The organism is Limobrevibacterium gyesilva, from assembly GCF_025989185.1.
GTDB classification, from domain to species: domain Bacteria; phylum Pseudomonadota; class Alphaproteobacteria; order Acetobacterales; family Acetobacteraceae; genus Limobrevibacterium; species Limobrevibacterium gyesilva.
This window is the reverse complement of record NZ_JAPDNT010000004.1, coordinates 51,878-74,488: the sequence shown is the minus strand read 5'-3', so window position 1 is coordinate 74,488 and position 22,611 is coordinate 51,878. Positions and strand designations below refer to the sequence as shown.

General features: G+C 69.8%; 21 protein-coding genes. 14 read left to right on the top strand and 7 right to left on the bottom strand.

Features of this window, described 5'->3' with window-relative positions; all coding sequences use genetic code 11:
• Positions 1–3: 3 nt before the first annotated feature.
• A complete protein-coding gene (gene miaB, locus OL599_RS08140) occupies positions 4–1,410 on the bottom strand; it encodes a tRNA (N6-isopentenyl adenosine(37)-C2)-methylthiotransferase MiaB (protein ID WP_264713194.1) in 1,407 nt (468 codons plus the stop codon).
• A gap of 207 nt (positions 1,411–1,617) precedes the next feature.
• Positions 1,618–2,589 carry a lysophospholipid acyltransferase family protein gene (locus OL599_RS08135; RefSeq protein WP_264713193.1) on the bottom strand — a complete coding sequence of 324 codons (972 nt, stop codon included), beginning with the start codon at positions 2,587–2,589 and terminating at the stop codon, positions 1,618–1,620.
• Between the two features lie 140 nt (positions 2,590–2,729).
• Here OL599_RS08135 and OL599_RS08130 point away from each other — a divergent pair, with 140 nt between their 5' ends.
• From OL599_RS08130 to OL599_RS08085, 10 genes are all read left to right on the top strand, one after another.
• On the top strand, positions 2,730–4,595 hold the full coding sequence (locus tag OL599_RS08130; RefSeq protein WP_264713192.1) for an autotransporter assembly complex protein TamA: 1,866 nt from the start codon (positions 2,730–2,732) through the stop codon (positions 4,593–4,595).
• A gap of 13 nt (positions 4,596–4,608) precedes the next feature.
• Complete coding sequence (locus OL599_RS08125; protein WP_264713191.1) at positions 4,609–8,451, top strand: translocation/assembly module TamB domain-containing protein; 3,843 nt, start codon at positions 4,609–4,611, stop codon at positions 8,449–8,451.
• Between the two features lie 73 nt (positions 8,452–8,524).
• Positions 8,525–9,736 carry an acyl-CoA dehydrogenase family protein gene (locus tag OL599_RS08120; protein ID WP_264713190.1) on the top strand — a complete coding sequence of 404 codons (1,212 nt, stop codon included), beginning with the start codon at positions 8,525–8,527 and terminating at the stop codon, positions 9,734–9,736.
• 3 nt (positions 9,737–9,739) lie between these two features.
• On the top strand, positions 9,740–10,738 hold the full coding sequence (locus OL599_RS08115) for a phosphotransferase family protein (protein WP_264713189.1): 999 nt from the start codon (positions 9,740–9,742) through the stop codon (positions 10,736–10,738).
• Positions 10,735–11,103 (top strand): DUF6285 domain-containing protein, encoded by a 369-nt coding sequence (locus tag OL599_RS08110; protein WP_264713188.1) that lies wholly within the window; start codon positions 10,735–10,737, stop codon positions 11,101–11,103. Before OL599_RS08115 ends, OL599_RS08110 begins: the two co-directional genes overlap by 4 nt.
• 380 nt (positions 11,104–11,483) lie before the next feature.
• Positions 11,484–11,957, top strand: coding sequence for a hypothetical protein (locus OL599_RS08105; protein ID WP_264713187.1), 474 nt, complete (start codon positions 11,484–11,486; stop codon positions 11,955–11,957).
• Positions 11,957–12,988: a serine/threonine-protein kinase gene (locus OL599_RS08100; protein WP_264713186.1), complete on the top strand. Its 1,032-nt coding sequence runs from the start codon at positions 11,957–11,959 to the stop codon at positions 12,986–12,988. The genes OL599_RS08105 and OL599_RS08100 overlap by 1 nt, the downstream gene beginning before the upstream one ends.
• Positions 12,989–13,593: 605 nt before the next feature.
• Positions 13,594–13,950 (top strand): NIPSNAP family protein, encoded by a 357-nt coding sequence (locus OL599_RS08095; protein WP_264713185.1) that lies wholly within the window; start codon positions 13,594–13,596, stop codon positions 13,948–13,950.
• A 119-nt stretch (positions 13,951–14,069) separates the two neighbouring features.
• Entirely contained in the window at positions 14,070–14,495 is a 426-nt protein-coding gene (locus OL599_RS08090; protein WP_264713184.1) for a cupin domain-containing protein, read from the top strand.
• Positions 14,496–14,585: 90 nt separating this feature from the next.
• On the top strand, positions 14,586–15,134 hold the full coding sequence (locus tag OL599_RS08085) for a VOC family protein (RefSeq protein ID WP_264713183.1): 549 nt from the start codon (positions 14,586–14,588) through the stop codon (positions 15,132–15,134).
• Positions 15,135–15,176: 42 nt separating this feature from the next.
• Here OL599_RS08085 and OL599_RS08080 read toward each other — a convergent pair whose 3' ends face one another.
• Positions 15,177–15,623, bottom strand: a complete 447-nt coding sequence (locus OL599_RS08080; protein WP_264713182.1) for a MarR family winged helix-turn-helix transcriptional regulator — start codon at positions 15,621–15,623, stop codon at positions 15,177–15,179.
• Between the two features lie 96 nt (positions 15,624–15,719).
• Between OL599_RS08080 and OL599_RS08075 the strand changes: the two genes are divergently transcribed.
• The 3 genes from OL599_RS08075 to OL599_RS08065 are packed head-to-tail and all read left to right on the top strand — an operon-like array spanning position 15,720 to position 17,896.
• Positions 15,720–16,490 (top strand): VOC family protein, encoded by a 771-nt coding sequence (locus tag OL599_RS08075; protein WP_264713181.1) that lies wholly within the window; start codon positions 15,720–15,722, stop codon positions 16,488–16,490.
• Positions 16,491–16,510: 20 nt separating this feature from the next.
• Positions 16,511–17,593 (top strand): WD40/YVTN/BNR-like repeat-containing protein, encoded by a 1,083-nt coding sequence (locus OL599_RS08070; protein WP_264713180.1) that lies wholly within the window; start codon positions 16,511–16,513, stop codon positions 17,591–17,593.
• A 6-nt stretch (positions 17,594–17,599) separates the two neighbouring features.
• A complete protein-coding gene (locus OL599_RS08065; protein WP_264713179.1) occupies positions 17,600–17,896 on the top strand; it encodes a MoaD/ThiS family protein in 297 nt (98 codons plus the stop codon).
• A 36-nt stretch (positions 17,897–17,932) separates the two neighbouring features.
• Here OL599_RS08065 and OL599_RS08060 read toward each other — a convergent pair whose 3' ends face one another.
• Complete coding sequence (locus OL599_RS08060; protein ID WP_264713178.1) at positions 17,933–18,406, bottom strand: VOC family protein; 474 nt, start codon at positions 18,404–18,406, stop codon at positions 17,933–17,935.
• Between the two features lie 101 nt (positions 18,407–18,507).
• On the opposite strand from OL599_RS08060, the gene OL599_RS08055 reads away from it, so the two are divergent.
• On the top strand, positions 18,508–20,145 hold the full coding sequence (locus tag OL599_RS08055) for an acyl-CoA synthetase (RefSeq protein WP_264713177.1): 1,638 nt from the start codon (positions 18,508–18,510) through the stop codon (positions 20,143–20,145).
• A gap of 12 nt (positions 20,146–20,157) precedes the next feature.
• Here the strand turns inward: OL599_RS08055 and OL599_RS08050 are convergent, their stop codons facing one another.
• From OL599_RS08050 to OL599_RS08040, 3 genes are read right to left on the bottom strand one after another with little or no spacing between them, the layout of a single operon-like run.
• On the bottom strand, positions 20,158–20,541 hold the full coding sequence (locus tag OL599_RS08050; RefSeq protein ID WP_264713176.1) for a response regulator: 384 nt from the start codon (positions 20,539–20,541) through the stop codon (positions 20,158–20,160).
• Positions 20,541–22,193: a copper resistance D family protein gene (locus OL599_RS08045; protein WP_264713175.1), complete on the bottom strand. Its 1,653-nt coding sequence runs from the start codon at positions 22,191–22,193 to the stop codon at positions 20,541–20,543. The genes OL599_RS08050 and OL599_RS08045 overlap by 1 nt, the downstream gene beginning before the upstream one ends.
• Position 22,194: 1 nt before the next feature.
• Positions 22,195–22,593, bottom strand: coding sequence for a copper resistance CopC family protein (locus tag OL599_RS08040; RefSeq protein ID WP_264713174.1), 399 nt, complete (start codon positions 22,591–22,593; stop codon positions 22,195–22,197).
• Positions 22,594–22,611: the final 18 nt, after the last annotated feature.

Here is a 22,611-nt window from a genome sequence, read left to right as displayed (position 1 = left end):
GGGTCAAGCGCAGGCTCTCTCCTGGTTGAGGGTTCCACTCAATGAATTGGTGTGGGCACTGGCAATCGTCACCTGGACTTCGGTGCCGATCAGCTCCGCGGGGCCGGTGACGTGTACCGGCTGCAGCCAGGGCGAGCGACCCGCGATCTGGCCGGGATGGCGGCCGGGGCCGGTGAACAGCACCGGGATGGTCAGGCCGGCGCAGGCGGCGTTGAACGCGGCCTGCTGCTCGCGCAGCAACGCCTGCAGCGCCTGCAACCGGCGATCCTTCTCCGCTTCCGGCACCTGGTTCGGCGCGCCGGCGGCCGGCGTGCCTGGGCGCGGCGAATACTTGAAGCTGAACGCCTGGGCGAAGCCGATGTCGCGGATCAGCTGCATCGTCGCCTCGAAATCCGCCTCGGTCTCGCCGGGATGGCCGACGATGAAGTCCGACGACAGGGCGATGTCCGGGCGGGCGGCGCGCAGCTGGCCGATGATCTCCCGGTACGCGTCGGCGGTGTGGCGCCGGTTCATCGCCGCCAGCATGCGGTCCGAGCCCGACTGCACCGGCAGATGCAGGAACGGCATCAGCGCCGGCACCTCGGCATGCGCCGCGATCAGCTCATCATCCATGTCGCGCGGGTGCGAGGTGGTGTAGCGGATGCGCGACAGCCCAGGGATCTCGGCCAGCCAGCGAACCAGCCGGCCCAGCGTCGCCGGCTGCCCGTCCGGGCCGGCGCCGTGCCAGGCGTTCACGTTCTGGCCGAGCAGCGTGATCTCGCGCGCACCCTGCGCCACCAGCCGGCGCGCCTCGGCCAGCACCGCGGCGGCGGGCCGGCTCGCCTCGGCGCCGCGGGTATAGGGCACCACGCAGAAGCTGCAGAACTTGTCGCAGCCCTCCTGGATGGTCAGGAACGCGGTAAGTCCCTGCGGGGCGGCGGCATCGGGCAGGTGATCGAACTTGTCCTCGGCCGGGAAGTCGGTCTCGATCACCGCGCCGGCGGCGCGGCTGGCGCGCGCCACCATCTCCGGCAGGCGGTGATAGGTCTGCGGCCCCAGCACGATGTCCACATAAGGGGCGCGGGCCAGGATCTCCGCGCCCTCGGCCTGGGCGACGCAGCCGGCCACGGCCAGGATCATGCGCCCGCCCGCGGCCTCGCGCGCCTGCTTCAGCAGCCGCAGCCGCCCAAGCTCGGAGAACACCTTCTCCGCCGCGCGGTCGCGGATATGGCAGGTATTGAGGATGACCATGTCGGCGCCCTCGGGCACCGGGGTCGGCGCATAGCCCAGCGGCGCCAGCACGTCGGCCATCCGGCCGCTGTCGTACACGTTCATCTGGCAGCCCCAGGTGATCACGTGCAGCTGCCTGGTCGGGGGCTGGCGGGTCACGGCGCTGGTCTGTGCGGGCTGTTCGCCGGCGGACCGGGTCATCGGCAAGGCTCCACTCCATCCCGCCGGACCAATCCGGCCGGAAAGAGGGGAGAAATCGTCGTCCGCTGCTGGCAGGTCAAGCGCAAGGGCGCGTAACAGCCTCCTTCATACCGGTGGAGTGTCGCAGCAAGCGCGGTGGGCGTGTCAAGCACCGCCGGCATTGCGCCGCAAAATCGTTACCAGATCGCGGGTCATGCCACCCCCGAATCACGCATAGGCCGGCGCCGTCTCGGGCGCGGCCGCACCCCCGGCCGCCACCGTGATCGGGCTCGCCGGCCGGTTCTGGCGCATCGTCGACGCCCCGTCCGCCACCGCCGTGAAGGTCGCCTGCGCCAGCGCCTTGCGGCTGGGGAACGCCGCCGGGTCCAGCGGCGTGTGCAGCAGCACGGTGGCGCGCAGCCCGCGATGCTGCGCCAGCCGCCAGAAATGCGAGCCGATGTCCATGTCGCCGTACCACGCGAACAGCGGGCGGCTGGCCCGGCCCGTGGGCAGCCCTGCCAGCCGGTCATAGACCACCGACACCGGCTGCACGAGCGGCGGCTTGCCGTCCGCGGTCGCCGGCAGCTCGGCCACCGACAGGAAGGCGGAGCGGAACGGCAGCACCCGCGACCCGTCCGAGGTGGTGCCCTCGGGGAACAGGATCAGGTTGTCGCCGCCGGCCAGCCGGGCGCGCATCTCGTCGCGCTCGCGCCCCGTGCTGGTACGGGCGCGGCGGACATAGACGGTGCGGCCCAGCTTCGCGATGGTGCCGATCAGCGGCCAGCGCGCCACCTCCTCCTTGGCGATGAAGCAGGCATCGAGCCGGCCGCCCAGCACCAGGATATCGAGCCAGGAGGAGTGGTTGGAGACGAACACGACTGGCCTTCCATCCGCCGTCCGGTGCGCCGGCGCGCCGATCACGCGCACGCGCATCCCGATCAGCCAGCACATCACCGCCCAGTAGCTGCGCGCGAAGACCACCTTGGCGCGGCCCGGCAGGGCGATCAGCACCGCCTGCAGCGGCACGGCGATAATGGTCCAGAGCAGCACGGCAATGCCGCGGCGGAATACGCGCAGCCGCCGCAGCACATGGCCGCGCGACGGGACGATGGCGCCCCAGGAGCCGTCGTCGCCGCCCTGCTGCGTGTTGCGCAGCAAGGGAATCCGCTTTGGCGTCAGCCGGCTGGGTGCTGCTTGCATGTCGCCCGTCGCATACTCCCGGCCGCGATGGCGGACAATGACCCGGCGATGATCTTTGCTTGAAGCCTTTGTTGCAGCCTGGTTCCGGACTCCCGCCGCGTTTGCGTCGCGCCGCGCCGGCAGGCACCTTGCCCGCCACCTTGATCGCGCTCCCGACCTCTCTGGCCCGGTTCCGGCGCGGGTTGATCCGGCTTCTGCTGGCGCTCGTGCCGATGCTCACCGTGGCGCCGCAGCGTGGCGGCGCGGCGGATCCGCTCGCCTACACCGTCACCATCGCCCCCACCGGGGAAGCGGAGATGGACACGGCCCTGGGCGACGCCGCCACCCTGGTCGCGCTGCGCGAGAGCGCGCCGGTGGGTGCCTTCGCCCTGCTCTCCCGCGCCCGCGGCGACGCCGGGCGCCTTGCCACCGTGCTGCACAGCTTCGGCTACTACCAGGGCCGCGTCGCCATCACGATCGCCGGCCGGCCGCTCGACGACCCCGGGCTGGCCGACGCGCTGGAGGCCATGCCCGACAAGGCCGAGGTGCCGGTCGCCGTCGCGATCACGCCGGGCAAGCTGTTCCACCTGCGCCGGATCGCGCTCACCGGCGACGTGCCGCCGGGGATGCGCGGCAGCCTCGGCTTGGCGGAGGGCGCCCCGGCCCGCGCCGCCGACGTGCTGGCGGCGCGCGACCGCCTGCTCGCCGCCTTGCGCGCCGACAGCTACGCGCTTGCAACCGCCGATCCGCCGCAGGCGACGCTGGACGAGGCCACGGGCAGCCTGGATGTCGTCTTCCCCGTGCAGGCCGGGCCGCGCGTCGATCTCGGCGACATCAGCATCTCCGGACTGCAGCGGCTGAACGAATCCTATGTCCGCCGCCGTCTGCCGCTGCAGCCGGGCGAACGCTACGACCCCGCGCGCATCGAGGCGGCCCGGCAGGAGCTGGCCGACACCCCCGCCCTTGCGGCGGTGCGCATCGACACGGCAGGCAGCCTCGACGCCCAGGGCCGGCTGCCGGTGCGCGTGGACGTGACCGAGCGGAAGCTGCGCGCCGTGAACCTGTCCGCCGCCTGGTCCACCGACCAGGGCGGCCGCCTGTCCGCGTCCTGGACCCATCGCAACCTGTTCGGCAACGCCGAGCAGCTCACGCTGAGCGCCGAGACCACCGGCCTGGGCGGCACGGCCACCCGTCAGCCCGGCTACAACCTGGGGGCGCTGCTCACCATTCCCGACTGGCAGCGGCGCGACCAGTCGCTGACCTTCCGGATGCTGGGGGTGAACGAATACCTCCAGGCCTATGACCGCACCGCGGCCATCGGCGGCGTCGCCGTGCAGCGCAAGCTGTCGCGCGAGCTGACCGCGAGCCTGGGCGTCACCGGCGAACTCGCGCGCATCAAGCAGGAGGGGCTGACCAACGACTACAAGCTGCTGGAACTGCCGGCCGGGCTGACGTGGGACAGCACACGCAATCCGTTCGATCCCACCGGCGGCGTGAAGGCCAGCGTCGCGCTGACCCCCATCGCCAGCTTCGGCCCGACGGGGACCACGGCCTTCGTGATCGCGCAGGCCTCGGCCTCGACCTATATCGACTTCGGCAGCAAGGGACGCACCGTGCTGGCGCTGCGCGCGCTGGTGGGCGGAATGGAGGGCGCGTCGGTGGAAGACGTGCCGCCGGACCAGCGCTTCTACGCCGGCGGCGGCGGCACCGTGCGTGGCTACCGGTTCCAATCCGTGGGGCCGAAATTCCCCAGCGGTCGCCCCACCGGCGGCACCAGCATCGATACCGGCACGATCGAACTGCGCCAGCGCTTCGGCGAGAGCTGGGGCGCGGTGGCATTCGTTGATGCCGGGCAGGTCGGCACCACCGGCGTGCCGTTCAGCGGCAACATCGCGGTGGGGGCGGGGGTGGGCGCGCGCTACTATACCTCCATCGGGCCGATCCGGCTGGACGTGGCGGTGCCCGTCGTGCGCGGCCCGAAAACCGACACGCTGCAGGTCTATATCGGCATCGGCCAGGCCTTCTGATGCGGGCATTCTGATGCGTGTTTTCGCCGTGATCCTGGCGCTGCTGGCGGCGCTGGTGTTCGGTCTGCCGAACACCGATGCCGGCCGGCGGCTGATCGAGCGCGAGGCAGCGTCCGCCACCGGCGGGCAGGTGGTGCTGCTCGGCCTGTCCGGGCGGTTCCCGGACCGGCTCCGGCTGGAGCGGCTGGAGCTGCGCGATGCCGCGGGCCTTTGGCTCGAAATCGACGCCACCGAACTCGACTGGTCGCCGCTGCGCCTGCTGGCGCGCGAGCTGCGCATCGACCGGCTCGCCGCCGCGCGGGTGGCGATAACGCGGCTGCCCTCCGCGTCAGGCGGCGGCGGGGGCGGCAGCGCCGAATTGCCGGTGTCCGTCGTGGTCTCCGCGCTGCAGGTCCGGCGGCTGGAGCTGGGGGCCGCGCTCGCCGGGGTGCCGGCGGCGCTGGGCTTGGAGGGCAGCGGCCGGATGCCCGATGCCGCCACCGGCGAGGGCACGCTGACGCTGACCCGGCTCGACGGCGAGGGCCGCTACCACCTGGAAGGCCGGGTCGATGCCGCGGCGCTGCAGCTTCGGCTGGCGGCGCAGGAGCCGGCGCAGGGCCTGGCGGCGCGGCTCGCAAGCCTGCCCGACCTGGGCGCGCTCGACGTGACCGTCGAGGCCGCCGGCCCGTGGTCGGGCGTCACCGCGCGGCTGTCGGTCGCGGCCGGCCCGCTGCGGGCCACCGCCGACGGCCAGGTCGACCTCACCGGTCGAACGGCAACGCTCGATCTCTCCGCCCAGGCCCCTGCCATGACCCCACGGCCGGACCTGTCCTGGCATAGCGTGGACCTGCGGGCGCATGTCTCCGGCCCTTTCGCCAGCCCCAAGGCCGCCGGCACCCTGCGCATCGACGCGCTGCAAGCCGCCGGTGCCGCGCTGCGGCAGGTCACCGCCCACCTGTCCGGCGATTCCGGCCACGTCGCGCTGCAGGCGACGCTCGACGGGTTGGCGCTGCCCGGGCCCCGGCCCGACCTGTTCGCGCCGGCGCCCGTGCAACTCCGCGCCGACGCCGACCTCACGGCCGCCGGGCGCCCGGTCCGGCTGGACCTGTCGCACCCCGTGCTTGGCATCACCGGCACCGTCACGACTGAGGCCAACCCGACCGCCGATCTGTCTTTGACCCTGCCGCAGCTCGCCGCCCTGGTGCCTCAGCTGCAAGGCCACGCCGCCCTGCAGGTGAAGGCCGCGCTGCAAGGCGACACCACGCGCCTCGATCTGACCGGACGCCTGGGACTGACCGGTGGCATGGCGCCGGTACCGGCGCTGCTGGGGCCGGACGCGGCGCTGGCGCTGTCCGCCAGCCTGCGCGGCGCCGACATCACGCTGACCCGGCTGCGGCTGGACGGGAAGGCGCTGACCGTCGCCGCCGCCGGCACCATGGCCGGCGGCGTCATCGATCTGGCGCCGGAGGTGACGCTGACCGACGCCACGGCGCTGGACCCGGTGCTGAGCGGCACTTTGCAGGCCAAGGGCCGCGTCCACGGCACGCCCGAAGACCTCTCCGCCGAAACCACGCTGACCGGTGCGCTTGCCACCCAGGGCTTCCCGTCCGCCCCGGTCAACGCCGCGCTGCAGCTGCGCGGCCTGCCTGCGGCACCCACCGGCCACGTCACCGCGGACGCCACCCTCGACGGCGCCAAACTCACGCTGGCGGCCGTCCTCGACCGCAGCGCCGACGGCACGCTGAAGCTGGCCATCGACCGCGCCGACTGGAAAAGCGCCCATGCCGAGGGCACGCTGACCCTGCCGCCCGGCGCCGTCCTGCCGCATGGGCGGATCGTCGCGCGCATGACGAAGCTGCAGGATCTGCAGAAGCTGCTGGGCCGCCCCATCGCCGGCGCCTTCTCCGCTACCGCCGAGCTGGACGAGGCCGGGCGGGCGCGCCTGCTCGCCGAAGCCAGTGGCATCGGCCCCGCCGACACGTTGAAGCTGGAGGCCGACGGCAAGCAGGATGCGCTGGCGCTGCGGCTGGCCGCATCCGGCGCCGGCGTCCAGGCCAGCGTCGCGGGCACGCTGGACGCGCCCGGCCGCAAGCTGGCGCTGTCGGCGTTGCAGGCGACGTGGCAGGGCGAACGCGTGGCACTGCTGGCCCCGGCCCGCATCGCCTTCGCCGACGGCGTCACTGTGGACCGGTTGCGCCTCGGCCTCCGCCAGGCAGTGCTCGACATCGCCGGGCGCGTCACGCCGGCCCTGGACGCGACGGCCTCCCTGCGCAACCTGCCCGCCGACCTCGCCGCCGTGCTGGTCCCCGGCCTGCAGGCCGACGGCAGCGTGAACGCCGACGCCCGCCTGACCGGCCCGCTCGCCCGTCCCGCCGGCACCGTGACCCTCTCCGCCACCGGCCTGCGCCTGCGCGACGGCCTCGCCGCCAGCTTCCCGCCCGCAACCCTCTCCGCCACCGCCACCCTGGCCGGCGCCGCCGCGCGCCTCGACGCCCAGGCGACCCTCGGCACCGCCCGCGCCAGCCTGTCCGGCACCGCGCCGCTCGACCCCGCCGGCGCGCTGAACCTGCAGGCGCGCGGCAATCTGGACCTCGCGCTGCTCGACCCCGTGCTGGCCGTGGAAGGCCGGCGCGCCCGAGGCCGGATCGCGCTGGACGGCACCGTCACCGGCACCATCACGGCGCCGCAACCGGACGGCACGCTGCGCCTCTCCGGCGGCGACTTCCAGGACGTCACCCAGGGCGCGCGCCTGCGCGACATCGAGGCCGTGCTGCGCGCCGGGGCCGACACCGTCCGTATCGAACGCCTCACCGCCAAGGCCGGCAACGGCACCATCTCCGCCACCGGCAGCGTGGGCCTGTCCGCGCCCATGCCGGTCGATCTGCGCCTGACTGCCCGCGACGCCACGCCGCTCGCCTCCGACCGCCTCACCGCCGTGGTCGACGCCGACCTGTCGCTGGGCGGCGCAATGCTGGGCCAGATGACCGCCGCCGGCGACATCCACATCCAGCGCGCCGACATCCGCGTCCCCGAGCGCCTGCCCACGAGCGTCGCCGTTCTCGACGTGCGCCTCCCCGGCCAACGCCCGCCGCCGGAACCCGGCCCTGGCATCACCGACCGTATCGGCCTGGACCTGACGGTGGATGCCCCGAGCCGCGTGTTCGTGCGCGGCCGCGGCCTGGATGCGGAACTGGCGGGCAAGGTGCATGTCGGCGGCACCGCGGCGGCGCCGCGCATGGATGGCGGGCTGACCCTGCGCCGCGGCCAGTTCAACCTCGTCGGGCAGACGCTGACCTTCACGTCCGGAAGCATCGGCCTCGACGGCAGCCGGCGCATCGACCCGACGCTGGATTTCGTCGCCAGCAACACCAATGCCGGCGTCACCGCCACGCTGCAGGTCGCCGGCTACGCCAGCGCGCCGAAGATCATCCTGAAATCCGTCCCCGACCTGCCGCAGGACGAGATCCTGGCGCATCTGCTGTTCGGCCAGAAAACGTCCAGCCTCGGCCCGCTGCAGATCGCCCAGATCGCCGCCGGCCTGGCCCAGATCACCGGCGTCGGCAACGGCATCAATCCGCTGGAACGCCTGCGCGAGGGCCTCGGCCTGGACCGCCTGTCGGTCGGCGGCGGCCAGAACGGCCAGAGTGCGAAAGTGGAAGCCGGCCGCTACGTCGCCCAGGGCGTGTACCTGGGCGCCAAGCAAAGCACCGCCGGCGCCGGCACCCAGGCCACGGTGCAGGTCGATCTGTGGCGGGGGCTGAAACTGGAAGCCGATGTCGGCACGTCCAGCGGCCACGCCGCCGCGCCCGCCACCGGCACGGGCACCACCGACAGCAGCGGCTCCAGCGTGGGGCTCACCTGGCAGTTCGACTACTGAGGCGCCTACGCTTTCGCCCGTGCCCCATCCGGTGAATGATGCCGCGAACAGGCCCAACCCCGAGGAACGCCGTATGGACTTCTCGCTCCCCCCCGAGATCGACCAGCTGCGCGGCCGGATCCGCGCCTTCGTCAACGACCGGCTCATCCCGCTGGAGGCCGACCGCGCCAGCTACGACGCGCACGAGAGCATCGACACCGGACTGCTGCAGACGCTGCGGGCGGAGGCGCGAGCGCAAGGGCTGTGGGCGCTGAACATGCCGAAACAGCGCGGCGGCGGCGGCCTGAAGCTGACCGCCCTCGCCGCCTGCTACGAGGAGATGAACCGCTCGATCTTCGGCCCCGTCGTCTTCCACGGCGCCGCACCCGACGACGGCAACATGCGCGTGCTGAACCAGGTGGCCACCGAAGCCCAGAAAACCCGCTGGCTGCAGCCGATCATCGACGGCGCGGTGCAGAGCGCCTTCGTGATGACCGAGCCGATGGACGAGGACGGCGCCGGCTGCGGCTCCGACCCTTCGCTGACCTACACCACGGCCACGCGCACCAATGCCGGCTGGGTGGTGAAGGGCCGCAAATGGTTCATCACCGGCGCCGGCGCCGCCCAGCACTTCATCCTGATCGCCCGCACATCGGACGACCCGCGCCGCGGCCTCAGCGCGTTCCTGTTCCACGCCGACCAGCCCGGCTGGCGCATCGTCCGCCGCATCCCGATCATGGGCCCGGAGGAACACGGCGGGCATTGCGAACTGGAGTTCGACGGCCTCGAGATCCCCGAGGAGAACCTGCTGATGCAGGAGGGCGACGGCCTGAAGCTGACCCAGATCCGCCTCGGCCCGGCGCGGCTGACGCATTGCATGCGCTGGCTGGGCCTCGCCCGCCGCTCGCTGGAAGTGGCGATGGCCTATGTGGAGAAGCGACGCTCTTTCGGCGGCCGCCTGATCGACAAGGAGAGCGTGCAGGGCCAGATCGGCCAGGCGGCGATGGAAATCCAGATCGGCCGGCTGCTGACCATGAACGCCGCCTGGAAGCTCGACCAGGGCGACTTCGCGCGCAAGGAAGTCTCCATGGCGAAGGTCGTCGTCGCCGACGCCCTGCACAAGGCCGCCGATACGGCGCTGCAACTGCTCGGCGGGCGCGGCTATTCCAAGGACACGCCGGTGGAGTGGATCTACCGCTACGCCCGCCAGGCCCGGCTGGTCGACGGCGCCAGCGAGGTGCACCGCATGGTGCTCGCGAACTTCATGCGCAAGGAAGGCACGGATTTCTTCAAGTGGGGCGTCTGACCCATGGATGAGACGCGCCGCGCCTCCCTGGCCGCCTGGCTCGGCGCGCGCGCGGGCAGTGTCGCGATCCGGGACATGGCGCTGATGTCCGGCGGCGCCATCCAGCAGAACTGGAAGCTGGATGTCACCGTGGGCGGCACGCCCCAGGCCTGGGTGCTGCGCACCGACGCGCCCGCGACACTCTCGGTCAGCCGCTCGCGGGCCGAGGAATTCCATCTGCTGAAGGCCGCGCACGAAGCCGGCGCCACGGTGCCGGAGCCGCTGTTCCTCTGCACCGATGAGTCGGTCGTGGGCAAGCCGTTCTTCATCATGCGCCGCGTGGCCGGCATCGCCGCCGGGCACCGCGTGGTGAAAAGCGAAACCCTGGGCGGCGGCCGCGTCGCCCTGGTGACCGCCCTGGGCCGCGAGCTCGCCCGCATCCACGCCATCCGCCCGCCCCGCCCGGACCTGGCCTTCCTGGCGCTGCCCGACCGCCCGCCCTGCACGCGCTTCGTCGCCGCCATGCGCGCCCATCTCGACCGCGGCCGCCTGCCGCGCCCGATGCTGGAATGGGGGCTGCGTCACCTGGAGCGCAGCGCCGCCCCGGCCGGCGACATCGTGCTGTGCCACAACGATTTCCGCACCGGCAACTACATGGCCGACGACACCGGGATCACCGGCATCCTCGACTGGGAATTCGCCGCCTGGGGCGACCCGCACGAAGACCTCGGCTGGCTCTGCGCCCGCTGCTGGCGCTTCGGCGGCCCCGGCGAGGTCGGCGGCGTCGGCCCCCGCGCGCCGTTCTACGCCGCCTACGAAGCCGCATCGGGCCGCAAGATCGACCCCGCGAAAGTCCGCTGGTGGGAAATCGCCGCCGCCATCCGCTGGGCCGTGGTCGCGATCGACCAGGCGGAGCGCCACGTCTCCGGCCGCGAACCCAGCCTGGAACTCGCGCTCACCGGCCATATCGTGCCCGAACTGGAACTCGACGTGATGCGCGCGACCCTGGAGCAACCGGCATGACCGCCTGGACCGGCACCGAAATCCCCGGCGGACCCGACCTGCTGGAAATCGCTCGCCAGACCCTGCTGGACACCGTGCTGCCGAAACTGGACGGCGACGCCCGCTTCAAGGCCCTGATGATCGCCAACGCCATGGCCATCGCCCTGCGCGAAACCCGGCTCGGCCAGGACGAGATCGCGCAGGCCATGCAGGCATTGGCGCAAGCCGCCGGCCCCGACACATGGGCCGTGTGCCACGACATCCGCACCGGCCGGCACGATCCCGGAACGGCGGCGCACCAGAAGATCGGCGCCGCGCTGCTGGCGCTGGCACAGGCGCGGTGCCGGATCAGTGCGCCGAAGGCGCTTGAAGGTGATCGGAAATGAAGGCCAGGGGCTTTGCCCCTGGACCCCAGCAAAGGCGGAGCCTTTGCAATCCGCTACTCTCTTGGCTGGATCAGCGACCTTCACTTGACATCGTTCGAGCGGACCCATCGGATGACCGCTCTCGACCCGGCTCGGATCTTCGACGAGGATCGCACACACGACTTCTGAGTGCCCATCTCTGCCGTTGTTGAGCCAGATCGGTGTGCTCCAAAGCGGGCGTCCGGTCGCGAATGAAAAGAGGATGAAGCGCGGTCCTCTACGCCTGCGCCCCTCTCGGTAGCTCAGAGGCTACCACTCATAGGACGTCGAAGAGAGTTTTGCCGCTTCCCACAGCTCCAATCGTACTGTAACGAGATCATCTCGATAACAGGGTGGTCTGAATGGCTGACCGTTGTGTGGGCATCGTCGTAGTCGGCGAGGCCGTGACCATTGTCGATGCGGAGATACCGGACGACGTTGACAAGCCCATTACGATCATCGCGGACAATTCTTGGAAGCTGCAAACTGGAGAGAGGGCAGTGGCCTACGCCGTCCTTCACCAGCGTTGCGCCGACTACATTCGCGAGAACAAAGTCGGCTCAGCCGTCGTCAAGGCGAGCGCCATACCGACCGGGGCGGCTAAGCTCGCCCTTCTCACCAGCGCGGAGGTCCGCGGTGTGATCATTGCGGCGGCGGCTTCGGTCTGCAAGGTAAAGGTCCTCTCTAAAGCTGTGATCAGCCGCACCTATGGAAATCGGAAGGTAGACGAATACCTGCAAGACGATGCCTTCTGGGATGAAAACACTGAGGGAGGCAAGCTGAGGAAGACGAGCCGCGAGGCCGCCATGCTCGTTGTTGCCGCGAGAAACACCTAATGGTTGGCGTTGTCCCTGAATTGCAGATCGGCCGACGACTCGGGAGTGGTCATTTCGGCGTCGTCTTCCTCGGTCAAGACGTCGTACACGGCCAAGTTGCGGTCAAGGTTCTGGCGAGGAAGCCGACACAGTCCGACGCGGAGTGGCAAGTCTTCAAGACCGGCTTTCTTGCCGAAGCGCAGAACCTTTCCAAGGCCACTCACCGAAACGTCGTGCAGGTCTATCACATCGAGGAATTGCCCGACGGCAACAGTATCCGGTTCTGCATGGCCTACTGCCCGGGTGGATCGCTCCAGAGCGCCTTCGAGACCGGCCCAAAGACCCTCCCGACCGTGCGGAAGGCCGGTACGGAGGTGTTGATGGGGCTCGCCGCCCTACACGCCCGTCAGATGCTCCACCGCGACATCAAACCAGGCAATATCCTGATCGACGCGGCCGGCGTCGCACAGATCGGCGACTTTGGCCTCGTGACCGACGACTTGATGTTCGGGTACGGCTCGCAGGCAGGCTATTCCGACCACATCGCTTATGAGGTCTGGCAGGGCGGGGGTACCAGCGCCAAGTCCGACATATGGGCGTTGGGTATGACCCTCTTTCGCCTAATACACGGAAAGCAGTGGTACGAGGAGGCACCTGATCCTCAGACCATTATTCCCAATGGTGGCTTTGCTGGCACACTCAAGTGGCTGCCCCACGTGCCCAAGAGTTGGCGGCGTTGCATCCGCAAGATGATGAACGATGACCCGGCGTCGCGGTACCAGACGGCAAGTCAGGCGCTCGAAGCCTTGTCGCGACTGCCCATTACGCCAGTCTGGTCGGCCGCTGTCGCGGCCGATCTCGTTCGTTGGGAGCAGACAACTCAGACGCGCCGAATTATGGTGGAGTGGAAGCGACTCTCGCCGCGCAAGCATAAGTGGATGGCCTGGAGCGAGCCGCTAGGCAGGGGCCGCAAGATGACGCTCGCGGGGTCCGGCGGCATCGTCGGCAGCCGGCAAGCGGTCACCGAGCTTAAGGCATATTTTGGCGACTAGCTCACTCGAAAACGGCGCGGCAGCAAGTAAGACCCCTGCAAGTCGGTGCTGGTGATTGGCTTGAGGTCGAAGCGCGATGCTGCGGCAGCGCGACGCTCCTTTGCGCAGCGGCCACAGTACGCGCTGGATGCGACGACGCCCTCGCCGGGTCTCCAGTATCGGTTGCACTTCTGGCATTTGGGCATATTCAGCGTCAGAGTTGGCGACTTACGGCTCATTGGCTCCCTCGTCACCTTACTCGCGTACAAGCTCCGAACAAAACGTGAATCGCGTCTCGCCGAATGTCAAGAGTCAGCACCGGATGAGCAAACGGTCCGCTATCGGCCCGAAGCAGGCTTGGCGCTGCTTTCCCCTAAGTCCGCTCACCATCCGAAGCGGATAGTCGCGGAGTCTGCCCCGGCGCGTCAACCACCTGCGGCGCGCGTGGTGTCGCCGACCATGGCCGCGGTCTAGGCGAACGCGGCCATACTCAGCATTCCCCTTCGTTCCGCGATGGCACCAGACATCGGGGCGCCCGACGACAAGATGCTACGGCCTCAACCGAACCATCGCCCCGTCACGATCGGCCACACTCGTCTGGTCAATCGGCCAGGGGGCAACAACCGATGATCACCTGCTTCATCCGCTACGAGATCGACCCATTCAAGGCGCCGGCCTTCGAGGAATACGCGCGCAACTGGGGTCAGGCCATCCCGCGCTGCGGGGCCGATCTGATCGGCTACTTCGCCCCGCACGAGGGATCGAGCACGACGGCCTACGGTGTCTACAACATCGAGAGTCTCGCAGCCTACGAAGCCTACCGCGCCCGGCTGCGCGGCGATCCGTTGGGCCGGCAGAACTACGAGTTCGCCAGGCGGGAGCAATTCATCCGCAAGGAGGATCGCATCTTCCTGCGCCTGGTCTCCACACCGCATGCGGCGCTGATCCACCCGCCCTCGCCAGCAATCTCCGGCGGACCGTGAACCGGAGCCGATGTCACCCGGCCTGCTTGAGATCCGCACATCCGCTTGCGTCGGGTGGGCCTTCGGCTAGGCTGGTTCGACGGAAAACCGGAACGGTCAGCGGAAAGGGAGATGGCGGCATGCCCGAAACCATACGCATTGGTGGCCTGGAACTGCGGTTTCTGCACAGCAAGGAAGACACCGGGGGCAGCCTGGATGTGTTCGAGATGACGGTGCAGCCGAACGCCCGGATGCCGGTGCCCCACTACCACGAAAGCTGGGATGAAACGGTGTACGGCCTGGCCGGGGTGACGACCTGGCGGATCGACGGCCAGGACGTCGCGGTGGGACCCGGCCAGACCGTCTTCATCAAGCGGGGGGTCGTCCACGGCTTCCGCAACGGCACGCAGGAACCGGGGACGTGCCTCTGTATCCTCAGCCCCGGCGCGCTCGGTCCCGCCTATTTCCGGGACATGGCGGCGCTGCTTGCCGCAGGCGCCCCCGATCTTGCGAAGATGAAGGAAACGATGCTGCGGTACGGGCTGGTGCCGGTCCCGACGGCTTAGGTCGGCGCGCCACGGATCGTTCTGTCCCGGCGCGTCCGCCACCTGCGGCACGCGATTTCCCGCTCCGGGCCTCCATCCCAAGAAATTCGCTTGATCCTGTCGGAACGCCCGCCACTTCATCGTCCTTTGGGGGAACCCGCTCGGCACGATCCCCCGAAGGGCGATGACATGCACAAGATCACCCCGTTCCTGTGGTTCGACACCCAGGCCGAAGAGGCGATGCATTTCTATGTCTCCATCTTCAGGAATGCGAAGGTCGGAACCATCACGCGCTATGGCGATGCCGGTCCTGGGCCGAAAGGCAGCGTGATGACGGCCTCGTTCGAGCTCGACGGCCAGCCCTTCACCGCCTTGAACGGCGGACCGCAGTTCACGTTCACCGAGGCCATCTCGTTCCTGGTGAACTGCGCGGATCAGGCTGAAGTGGACGATCTGTGGGACAAGCTGTCCGAAGGCGGCACCAAGGGGCCATGCGGCTGGCTCAAGGATAGGTTCGGCGTCTCCTGGCAGATCGTGCCGTCCGTGCTGATGGAGCTGCTCAACGATCCAGACCCTGAAAAATCGCGGCGGGTCATGGAAGCGATGCTCCAGATGACCAGGATCGAGATCACGAAATTAAGGGCGGCATACGACGGCTAGCACAGCCCCGGCGGCCGCCCGCCCCCATCAGGCCCGCCCCCATCAGGAAAGTGCGCGCAGCTCCCCGCACAGGCGCTTCAGCTCCGTCTGCCCGAGACGGCGTTGCGTGTCCTCCTGCGCCGCGTGCCAGGCCGGCATGGCGGCGGCCAGCGCGGCCCGGCCCAACTGGGTCAATGCCAGCTTGCGGCTGCGCCTGTCGGCCGGATCGACCGTCACCTCCACCAGCCCGCGCCGTTCCAGCGGCTTGAGGTTGGCGGTGAGCGTCGTGCGGTCCATCGCCAGCAAGGCGGAAACCGCGCCCATGCGCGGCGGCTCGGGGCGGTTGAGCGACATCAGCAGGGAGAACTGCCCGCTGGTCAGCCCGGCCGGGCGCAACGCCTCGTCATAGTGCCGCGCCAGCGCCCGCGCCGCCCGCTGCAGATGCAGGCACAGGCAGCTGTCGCGGACCTCGATCGTGACGGCGAAAGGAAGCTCATCGTGCTTTGACACGGCCCATTAATGTTGATATCAACCTAACTGTCAAGCCCGCCGCGGCATGCACCCGTAACCGACACACCAGCAAACAAACCGATAGGAGCCTCCGAGATGTCCGTCTCTTCCGGCCGCTTCGTCTGGTACGAGCTGATGACCACCGACACCAAGGCCGCACAGGCCTTCTACGGAAGCGTCGTCGGCTGGGGCACGCAGCCATCCCCGGGCGACATGCCCTACACCCTGTTCACCGCCGGTGAGGTGCCGGTGGGCGGCCTGATGGCGCAGCCGGAGCAGGCCCGCCAGAGCGGCGCGCCGCCGGCATGGATCGCCTATGTCGCGGTGGCGGACGTGGACCAGGCGGCGGACCAGGTGAAGCGCCTCGGCGGCAACATATACGTGCCGCCCACCGATATTCCGGATATCGGCCGCTTCTCCGTGGTGACCGATCCGCAGGCGGCGGCCTTCAATCTGTTCGCCCCCTCCCGCCCCGGCCCGAACGAGCCGCTCGCGCCGGGCACGCCGGGCCATGTCGGCTGGCACGAGCTGCATGCCGCCGACTGGCAGAAGGCGTTCGACTTCTATGCGGAGATGTTCGGCTGGCAGAAGGCCGAGCCGATGGACATGGGCCCGATGGGCACCTACCAGTTGTTCTCCGCCGGCGAACACCCGATCGGCGGCATGTTCAACAAGCCGCCGGCGGAGCCCAGGCCATACTGGCTCTACTACTTCAACGTCGCCGATATCGACGCGGCGGCCGGGCGCGTCACTGCCGGCGGCGGAAAAATCCTCAACGGTCCCCAGGAAGTGCCGGGGGGCGCCTGGATCATCCAGGGCATGGACCCGCAGGGCGCGATGTTCGCCCTGGTCGGCAAGCGCGGCTGAGTGGCCCGAGGGAGGCGCAGATGGCACAGAAAATCCTCGTGCTGCTCGGCACCAGGAAGGGCACGTTCATCGCCGAGACCGACACCAACAGGCAGTCCTGGACGCTGCGCGGCCCGTTCTGCGAAGCCTGGCCGATCAACCACGTGATCGCCGATCCCGCCACCGGCACGATCTATGCGGGCGGCGGCAATGCGTGGTTCGGCCCGGCCGTGTGGAAATCCACCGATCTCGGCGCAAGCTGGACGCATTCCAGCGAAGGGCTCGCCTATCCGGAAGGAACGGAGCCGGTGAAATCCGTCTGGAGCATCGCATCGGGCAACGGCGCGCTCTACGCCGGCGTCGAGCCCGCCGGGCTGTTTCGCAGCGACGATGGCGGCCAGTCCTGGCGGCACGTCGCCGGGCTGCAGGAGCATCCGTCGCGGCCGCATTGGCAGCCGGGCGGCGGCGGGCTGATCCTGCATTCGCTGGTTCCCCACCCCAGCGACGACAAGCAGCTCTGGGTCGGGATTTCCTCCGCCGGCGTGTTCCACACGGCGGATGGCGGGGCGACGTGGGAGGCGCGCAACCGCGGCACCCGGGCCGACTACATGCCGGAGGATCAGAGATACCCGGAATACGGCCAATGCGTGCACAGCCTGGTGATGGCGCCCGGCATGCCCGATCGCCTGTACCAGCAGAACCATTGCGGCATGTACCGCAGCGACGATGGCGGACAGCACTGGGACAGCATCGAGGCCGGCCTGCCCTCCACCTTCGGCTTCCCCGCCGTCACGCATCCGCGCGATCCCGCGACGCTGTATCTGCTGCCGCTGAACGGCGACACGGCCGGCCGCTACGTGCCCGACGCCCGTGCCGCCGTCTGGCGCACGCGCGACGCCGGCGCAAGCTGGCAGGCGCTGCGCGACGGCCTGCCGCAGGACAACGTCTTCTTCGGCGTGCTGCGCCAGGCCATGGCCACCGACAAGCTGGCGCCGGCGGGCATCTATTTCGGCACGAACACCGGCGAGCTGTACGCCAGCGCCGACGAGGGCGAGAGCTGGAACTGCGTCGCACAGCACCTGCCCACGATCTCCTCGGTGGAGACGCTTGTCGTCGCGGGGTAGCTGGATATGCCGGAAAACGCAGTTCCGCTTGCCGCATCCTCGGTCCTGGTCGTGCTGCCCGCGGCACTCGTCGCTCTGTTCCCGGGTTGCCCGCGGCAGGCAACGCTGTCCGCCGCGACCGTCAGCGAGGTCATCGCCGCGCTCAACACCCGCTGGCCGGGGATGCGCGACCGCATCTGCGATTCCCGCCCGGCCATCCGGCGCCACATCCACATCTTCGTAGACGGCGAGCGCGCGACCCTGCAAACACGACTGGCACAAGGCGCGGAGGTGCTGGTGATGACGGCGATCAGCGGCGGCTGAGGCGCCGGGCCGGCCGCGGCCCTTCAGATTGCCCCTTCACCCTACCGCCGCCTGCGCCGCGCGCCACATGGACAGCGGCACCGTGCCTAGGTCCGGGCGCGGGTCGTCCGGCAGCATGCAGATGAATTCCAGCGAGTGCCCGTCCGGGTCGTCGAAATACACGCTCGCCGCTGGCATCCAGGCCAGTACCACCGGCTCCTCGATGCGCGCGCCGCCGATCTCGCGCGGCTCGATCCCGGCCGCCCGCAGCCGCTCTACGGCGGCGACCATGTCCTTCAGATCGACCCGGAACGCGGTATGCAGGCGCTGGCGCATCGGCGAGGAGTGGATGCACCACAGGCCAAGCATCGCCTGGCCCGGCCCGCCGATCCACAGGAACGCCGCGTGCCGGGCGGGAATGACATGCGCAAGCTCCAGCCCGAGCACGTCGCGGTAGAAGGCGATGGAGCGGTCCAGGTCCGCCACCGTCAGGTGGGTCTCGAACAGACCGCGAATGGGCGCGATCGGCATGGTTCCCCCTGTCGTTCCGCGGAAATGGCCGCCATTCTAGGCAGGAGGGGCCGGCGCCGCGCAAGCTCGCGCCTGCCGCACCAAGAACGGAGTATGCGTCCATGCCGTCCAGCATCTACGACCGGGACCTCGACAAGACTCCCGCGAACTACGTGCCGCTGTCGCCGATCTCGTTCCTCGTGCGCGCGGCCCGCGTCTATCCGCAGCGCGTGGCGGCCATTCACGGCGAGCGGCGCATCACCTACGCCCAGATGCTCGAACGCTGCCGCCGCATGGCCTCGGCCCTGGTGCGCCACGGCGTCGGGCGCGGCGACACGGTGGCGGTGCTGGCGCCCAACATCCCGGCGCTGCTGGAGGCGCATTACGGCGTGCCGATGAGCGGCGGCGTGCTGTGCGCCATCAACACGCGCCTCGATGCGCCGGTCATCGCCTTCATCCTCCAGCACTCCGAGGCGAAGGTCTTCATGGTGGACCGCGAACTGTCGGCTGTTGCTGCCCAGGCGCTGGCCGGGATGGAGAACAAGCCGCTGGTGGTGGACATCGACGATGTGCTCGCCACCGGCGGCGAGCTGATCGGCGCCGTCGAATACGAGGCGTTCCTGGCCTCCGGCGATCCCGGCCATCCCGTGCGCATGCCCGACGACGAGTGGGACGCGATCTCCCTCGGCTACACGTCCGGCACCACCGGCGACCCGAAGGGCGTGGTGTCCCACCACCGCGGCGCCTACCTCAACGCCTGCGGCAACGCGCTCGCCCTCGAGCTGTCGCCGCGCAGCGTCTATCTGTGGACGCTGCCGATGTTCCACTGCAACGGCTGGACCTATACCTGGGCCGTCACCATGGTCGGCGGCACGCATGTCTGCCTGCGCCGCATCGACCCCGCCCTGATCTACCCGCTGATCGCCGAGCACCAGGTGACGCATATGTGCGCCGCCCCGGTGGTGCTGACCATGCTGATCCATGCGCCCGAGACTGTGCGCCGCCGCTTCGGCCACAAGGTCACCATCGCCACCGGCGGCGCGGCACCGCCAACCCCGGTGATCGCGGCGATGGAGAATCTCGGCTTCACCGTGAACCACGTCTACGGCCTGACCGAAGTCTACGGCCCGTTCACCTTCTGCATGTGGCAGCCCGGGCTGGAGCAGATGCAGCTGGAAGACCGCGCCCGTTTCCTCTCACGCCAGGGCGTGCCGCACCCGACGGCGGAGGACGCGCAGGTGCTCGACGGTCAGCTGCAATCCGTCCCCCACGACGCCGCCACCATCGGCGAGCTGATGCTCCGCGGCAACACGGTGATGAAGGGCTACCTGAAAAACCCCACGGCCACGCAGGCCGCCTTCGTCGGCGGCTGGTTCCACAGCGGCGACCTCGGCGTGACGCACCCGGACGGGTATATCGAGGTGAAAGACCGCTCCAAGGACATCATCATCTCCGGCGGCGAGAACATCTCGTCCCTGGAAGTGGAAGAGGTGCTCTACAAGCATCCCGACATCATGGAAGCCGCCGTGGTGGCGCAACCGGACGAGAAATGGGGCGAGGTGCCGCACGCCTTCGTCACCGCGAAGCCGGGATCGGAAGGCACGCTGGCCGCCGCCGACGTGATCGCCTTCTGCCGCGCCCACCTCGCGCATTTCAAATGCCCGCGCCACGTCACCTTCGTGCAACTGCCGAAGACATCCACCGGCAAGATCCAGAAATACGAACTGCGCCGCAGGCTGCAGGCAAGCCTGCGGAGCTGAGCGAAGGCCGGCTCAGAAGCCGCCGGGGGATTCCCCCGGCCGTGCCTCGATCAGCGCCTGCACCGTTCCCGACAGCTCCGCGGCGCGGTAGGGCTTGCGCAGCACGTGGACGCCGGCGGCGGTTTCCCCGGCGTCGCCATAGCCGGTGACCAGCAGGCAGGGCATGCCCGGAGCGATCTTGTTCGCCTGGCTCACCAGGTCGTCGCCGGGCAGGCCGGGCATGGCGTGATCGGTGACAAGCGCCGCGAACCGTTCGCCCGACTGCAACTTCTCCAGCGCCGCCATGCCATTGCTGGCGGTCGTCACGTCGAAGCCCGCGCCATCCAGCACTTCCGCGGCCAGCTCGAGCACCGCAGGATCGTCGTCGACCAGCAGGATTCGCGGGCGTGCATTCATCACGCTTCCCGATAACCCAGTAGCATCAGCGCCACCAGCAGGAAACAGACCGGCCATATCCAGCCTGCGATTCTGTTACCCGGCGGGTCGAGCCGAAGCTCCAGCCACCGCGCCCAGCCGGCGGCGATGCCGGCCAGGGCCAGCGGCGTGTGGGTCAGCTCGATCAGCAACTGGTCCTTGATGTTGGCGATGGCATGGCTGTGCGTCAGCAGCGCCGCGCCGCCGATCGCGGTGACCAGGGGGAACACCAGGGCCGCGCCACGATTTTTCCAGCCGCCGGCGCGCACCCGCCACTCGAACAAGCCGAAGATCACGATCAGCAGCACGAAGAACCGGTGCTGCACCACCTCCACGTCGCGCAGGCTGTCGAAGAACCCGATCTCGCCGAGCGGCCACACTTCCGGGTCGGAACGCACGAACAGGAACGCGGCCAGCCCCAGGAACACCAGCGGCCAGTGTCGCGCGATGCGCAGCCCGGCCTGGTTCAGCAGCGCCAGCAGGCCGATGAGCATGACGAAGATGCCAGCCCAGTGGTGGTTGTATTCCGACCAGGCGATGTCGGCGGCGTTGCGTGCGGGCAGCTCGCCGGAGCCGGGCACGAAGGCCGGCGGCGGCTTCTTCGCCTGCTGCGCCGCTTCGGCATCCAGCTGCGCCTGCAACGCCGGCAGCGCCAGCACATCGCGGTCGGGCGAGGCGAAACGTGGCCAGACCGGCCGGTTGCGCTCGACGATTTCATGGAAAGTCACGCGGTCCTGCGTCAGGTCGATCGCCGGCGGCACCGACGTCAGCGACGCGGCGGCGAAGAACAGGCTGAAGCCGACACCGATCTCCACCTCGGCGAACCGCTTCATGCGCGTGACCGACATGCCCCGATCGGTGCGCAACCGCTCGACGCTGCGGAAATTCCCGAAGCCCAGGCCCAGCAGGGCCAGGAACATGGCCACCTTGGCGCCGACCATCACGCCATAGGCGGTGCCGTAGATGCCGTCCCAGCTGCCGATATACAGCACGCTCATCACCACGCCCGAGACCAGGATGCAGGCGACCCCGATCATGGACATGCGCGAGAACCGGGCGCCGATGACCCGCCAGCCCGGTGCGTCGTGCACGCGCGCCAGGGCCGAGACGAAGGCGGGGATGCCGCCGATCCAGATGGCGGCGCCGAGCTGGTGCAGCGCGGCCACGGCCAGCAGCGGCAGGCGGTCGTCCAGCCGTGCCGCGGCATGGGTGGTCATGGTGGCGGCCGCCAGCGCGACGGCGGCGGCGGCCAGCAATGGCGGCCACGGCGCACGCGGGCCGAACGTGAACAGCAGCACGGCCAGCACCGCGGCCGCGCCGATCTTCACCAGGCCGGCCAGGGCGAACTGCGCCTGCAGCACATCGAGCGGCGACAGATCGATGGTGCCGATCAGCACCGCGCCTTCCAGCGCGATCGTGGCGGCCTCGCACAGCACGAATGCCACGGCGCTCCATGCGGCGATGCGGGCGGTGTCGCGCTCGATGGCGGCCCCCGCATCGCCGACCAGCCAGGCCCGCGGCCGCGCCAGGAACACCAGGAAGATCACGCCGCCCAACGTCATCGACTGGGCAACGATGGTCAGCCCGTGAATGATGATCGACAGGTAGCCGAACAGATCGACGAGCAGCGCCATGTCAGGGCGCGACCGTGGCCGCGCCAGGCGGCGCGACCGTGAATGGCACGTCGCCGCGCGTGATATGGCCGTCCACCGCCAGCACCTGCCAGCGCAGCACATAGGCCCCGGGTGAGAGCTCGGCGCGCGTCGTCAGCACGTCGTCCGGCCCGTCGGTGCCGATCGGCAGCACCGCCTGGGTCTTGTCCGGCCGGTTCAGCGTCAGGCGCGAGCGCGCGCGGTCGATCCGGCTGTTGTAGCGCAGGCTCACGGCCACCGGCCCCGCCTGGACGGCCCCGCCGATGGCGGGCTGGCTCTCCACCAGGATGGCATGGGCCCGCGCCGCCGCGGGAAGGCCCAAGGCGACCGGCACAGCGACGGCAGCCGGAAGGACCAGCGCGCGAATCCAGGAAAACGTCATAAATGCTGTCCCTGTTGT

Excerpts from the sequence above, each read along its gene's own strand:
- miaB (WP_264713194.1), bottom strand. The coding sequence starts at position 1,410 with ATGACCCGGTCCGCCGGCGAACAGCCCGCACAGACCAGCGCCGTGACC.
- OL599_RS08135 (WP_264713193.1), bottom strand. The coding sequence starts at position 2,589 with ATGCAAGCAGCACCCAGCCGGCTGACGCCAAAGCGGATTCCCTTGCTG.
- OL599_RS08125 (WP_264713191.1), top strand. The coding sequence starts at position 4,609 with ATGCGTGTTTTCGCCGTGATCCTGGCGCTGCTGGCGGCGCTGGTGTTC.
- OL599_RS08120 (WP_264713190.1), top strand. The coding sequence starts at position 8,525 with ATGGACTTCTCGCTCCCCCCCGAGATCGACCAGCTGCGCGGCCGGATC.
- OL599_RS08115 (WP_264713189.1), top strand. The coding sequence starts at position 9,740 with ATGGATGAGACGCGCCGCGCCTCCCTGGCCGCCTGGCTCGGCGCGCGC.
- OL599_RS08110 (WP_264713188.1), top strand. The coding sequence starts at position 10,735 with ATGACCGCCTGGACCGGCACCGAAATCCCCGGCGGACCCGACCTGCTG.
- OL599_RS08105 (WP_264713187.1), top strand. The coding sequence starts at position 11,484 with ATGGCTGACCGTTGTGTGGGCATCGTCGTAGTCGGCGAGGCCGTGACC.
- OL599_RS08100 (WP_264713186.1), top strand. The coding sequence starts at position 11,957 with ATGGTTGGCGTTGTCCCTGAATTGCAGATCGGCCGACGACTCGGGAGT.
- OL599_RS08095 (WP_264713185.1), top strand. The coding sequence starts at position 13,594 with ATGATCACCTGCTTCATCCGCTACGAGATCGACCCATTCAAGGCGCCG.
- OL599_RS08090 (WP_264713184.1), top strand. The coding sequence starts at position 14,070 with ATGCCCGAAACCATACGCATTGGTGGCCTGGAACTGCGGTTTCTGCAC.
- OL599_RS08075 (WP_264713181.1), top strand. The coding sequence starts at position 15,720 with ATGTCCGTCTCTTCCGGCCGCTTCGTCTGGTACGAGCTGATGACCACC.
- OL599_RS08070 (WP_264713180.1), top strand. The coding sequence starts at position 16,511 with ATGGCACAGAAAATCCTCGTGCTGCTCGGCACCAGGAAGGGCACGTTC.
- OL599_RS08065 (WP_264713179.1), top strand. The coding sequence starts at position 17,600 with ATGCCGGAAAACGCAGTTCCGCTTGCCGCATCCTCGGTCCTGGTCGTG.
- OL599_RS08060 (WP_264713178.1), bottom strand. The coding sequence starts at position 18,406 with ATGCCGATCGCGCCCATTCGCGGTCTGTTCGAGACCCACCTGACGGTG.
- OL599_RS08055 (WP_264713177.1), top strand. The coding sequence starts at position 18,508 with ATGCCGTCCAGCATCTACGACCGGGACCTCGACAAGACTCCCGCGAAC.
- OL599_RS08050 (WP_264713176.1), bottom strand. The coding sequence starts at position 20,541 with ATGAATGCACGCCCGCGAATCCTGCTGGTCGACGACGATCCTGCGGTG.
- OL599_RS08045 (WP_264713175.1), bottom strand. The coding sequence starts at position 22,193 with ATGGCGCTGCTCGTCGATCTGTTCGGCTACCTGTCGATCATCATTCAC.
- OL599_RS08040 (WP_264713174.1), bottom strand. The coding sequence starts at position 22,593 with ATGACGTTTTCCTGGATTCGCGCGCTGGTCCTTCCGGCTGCCGTCGCT.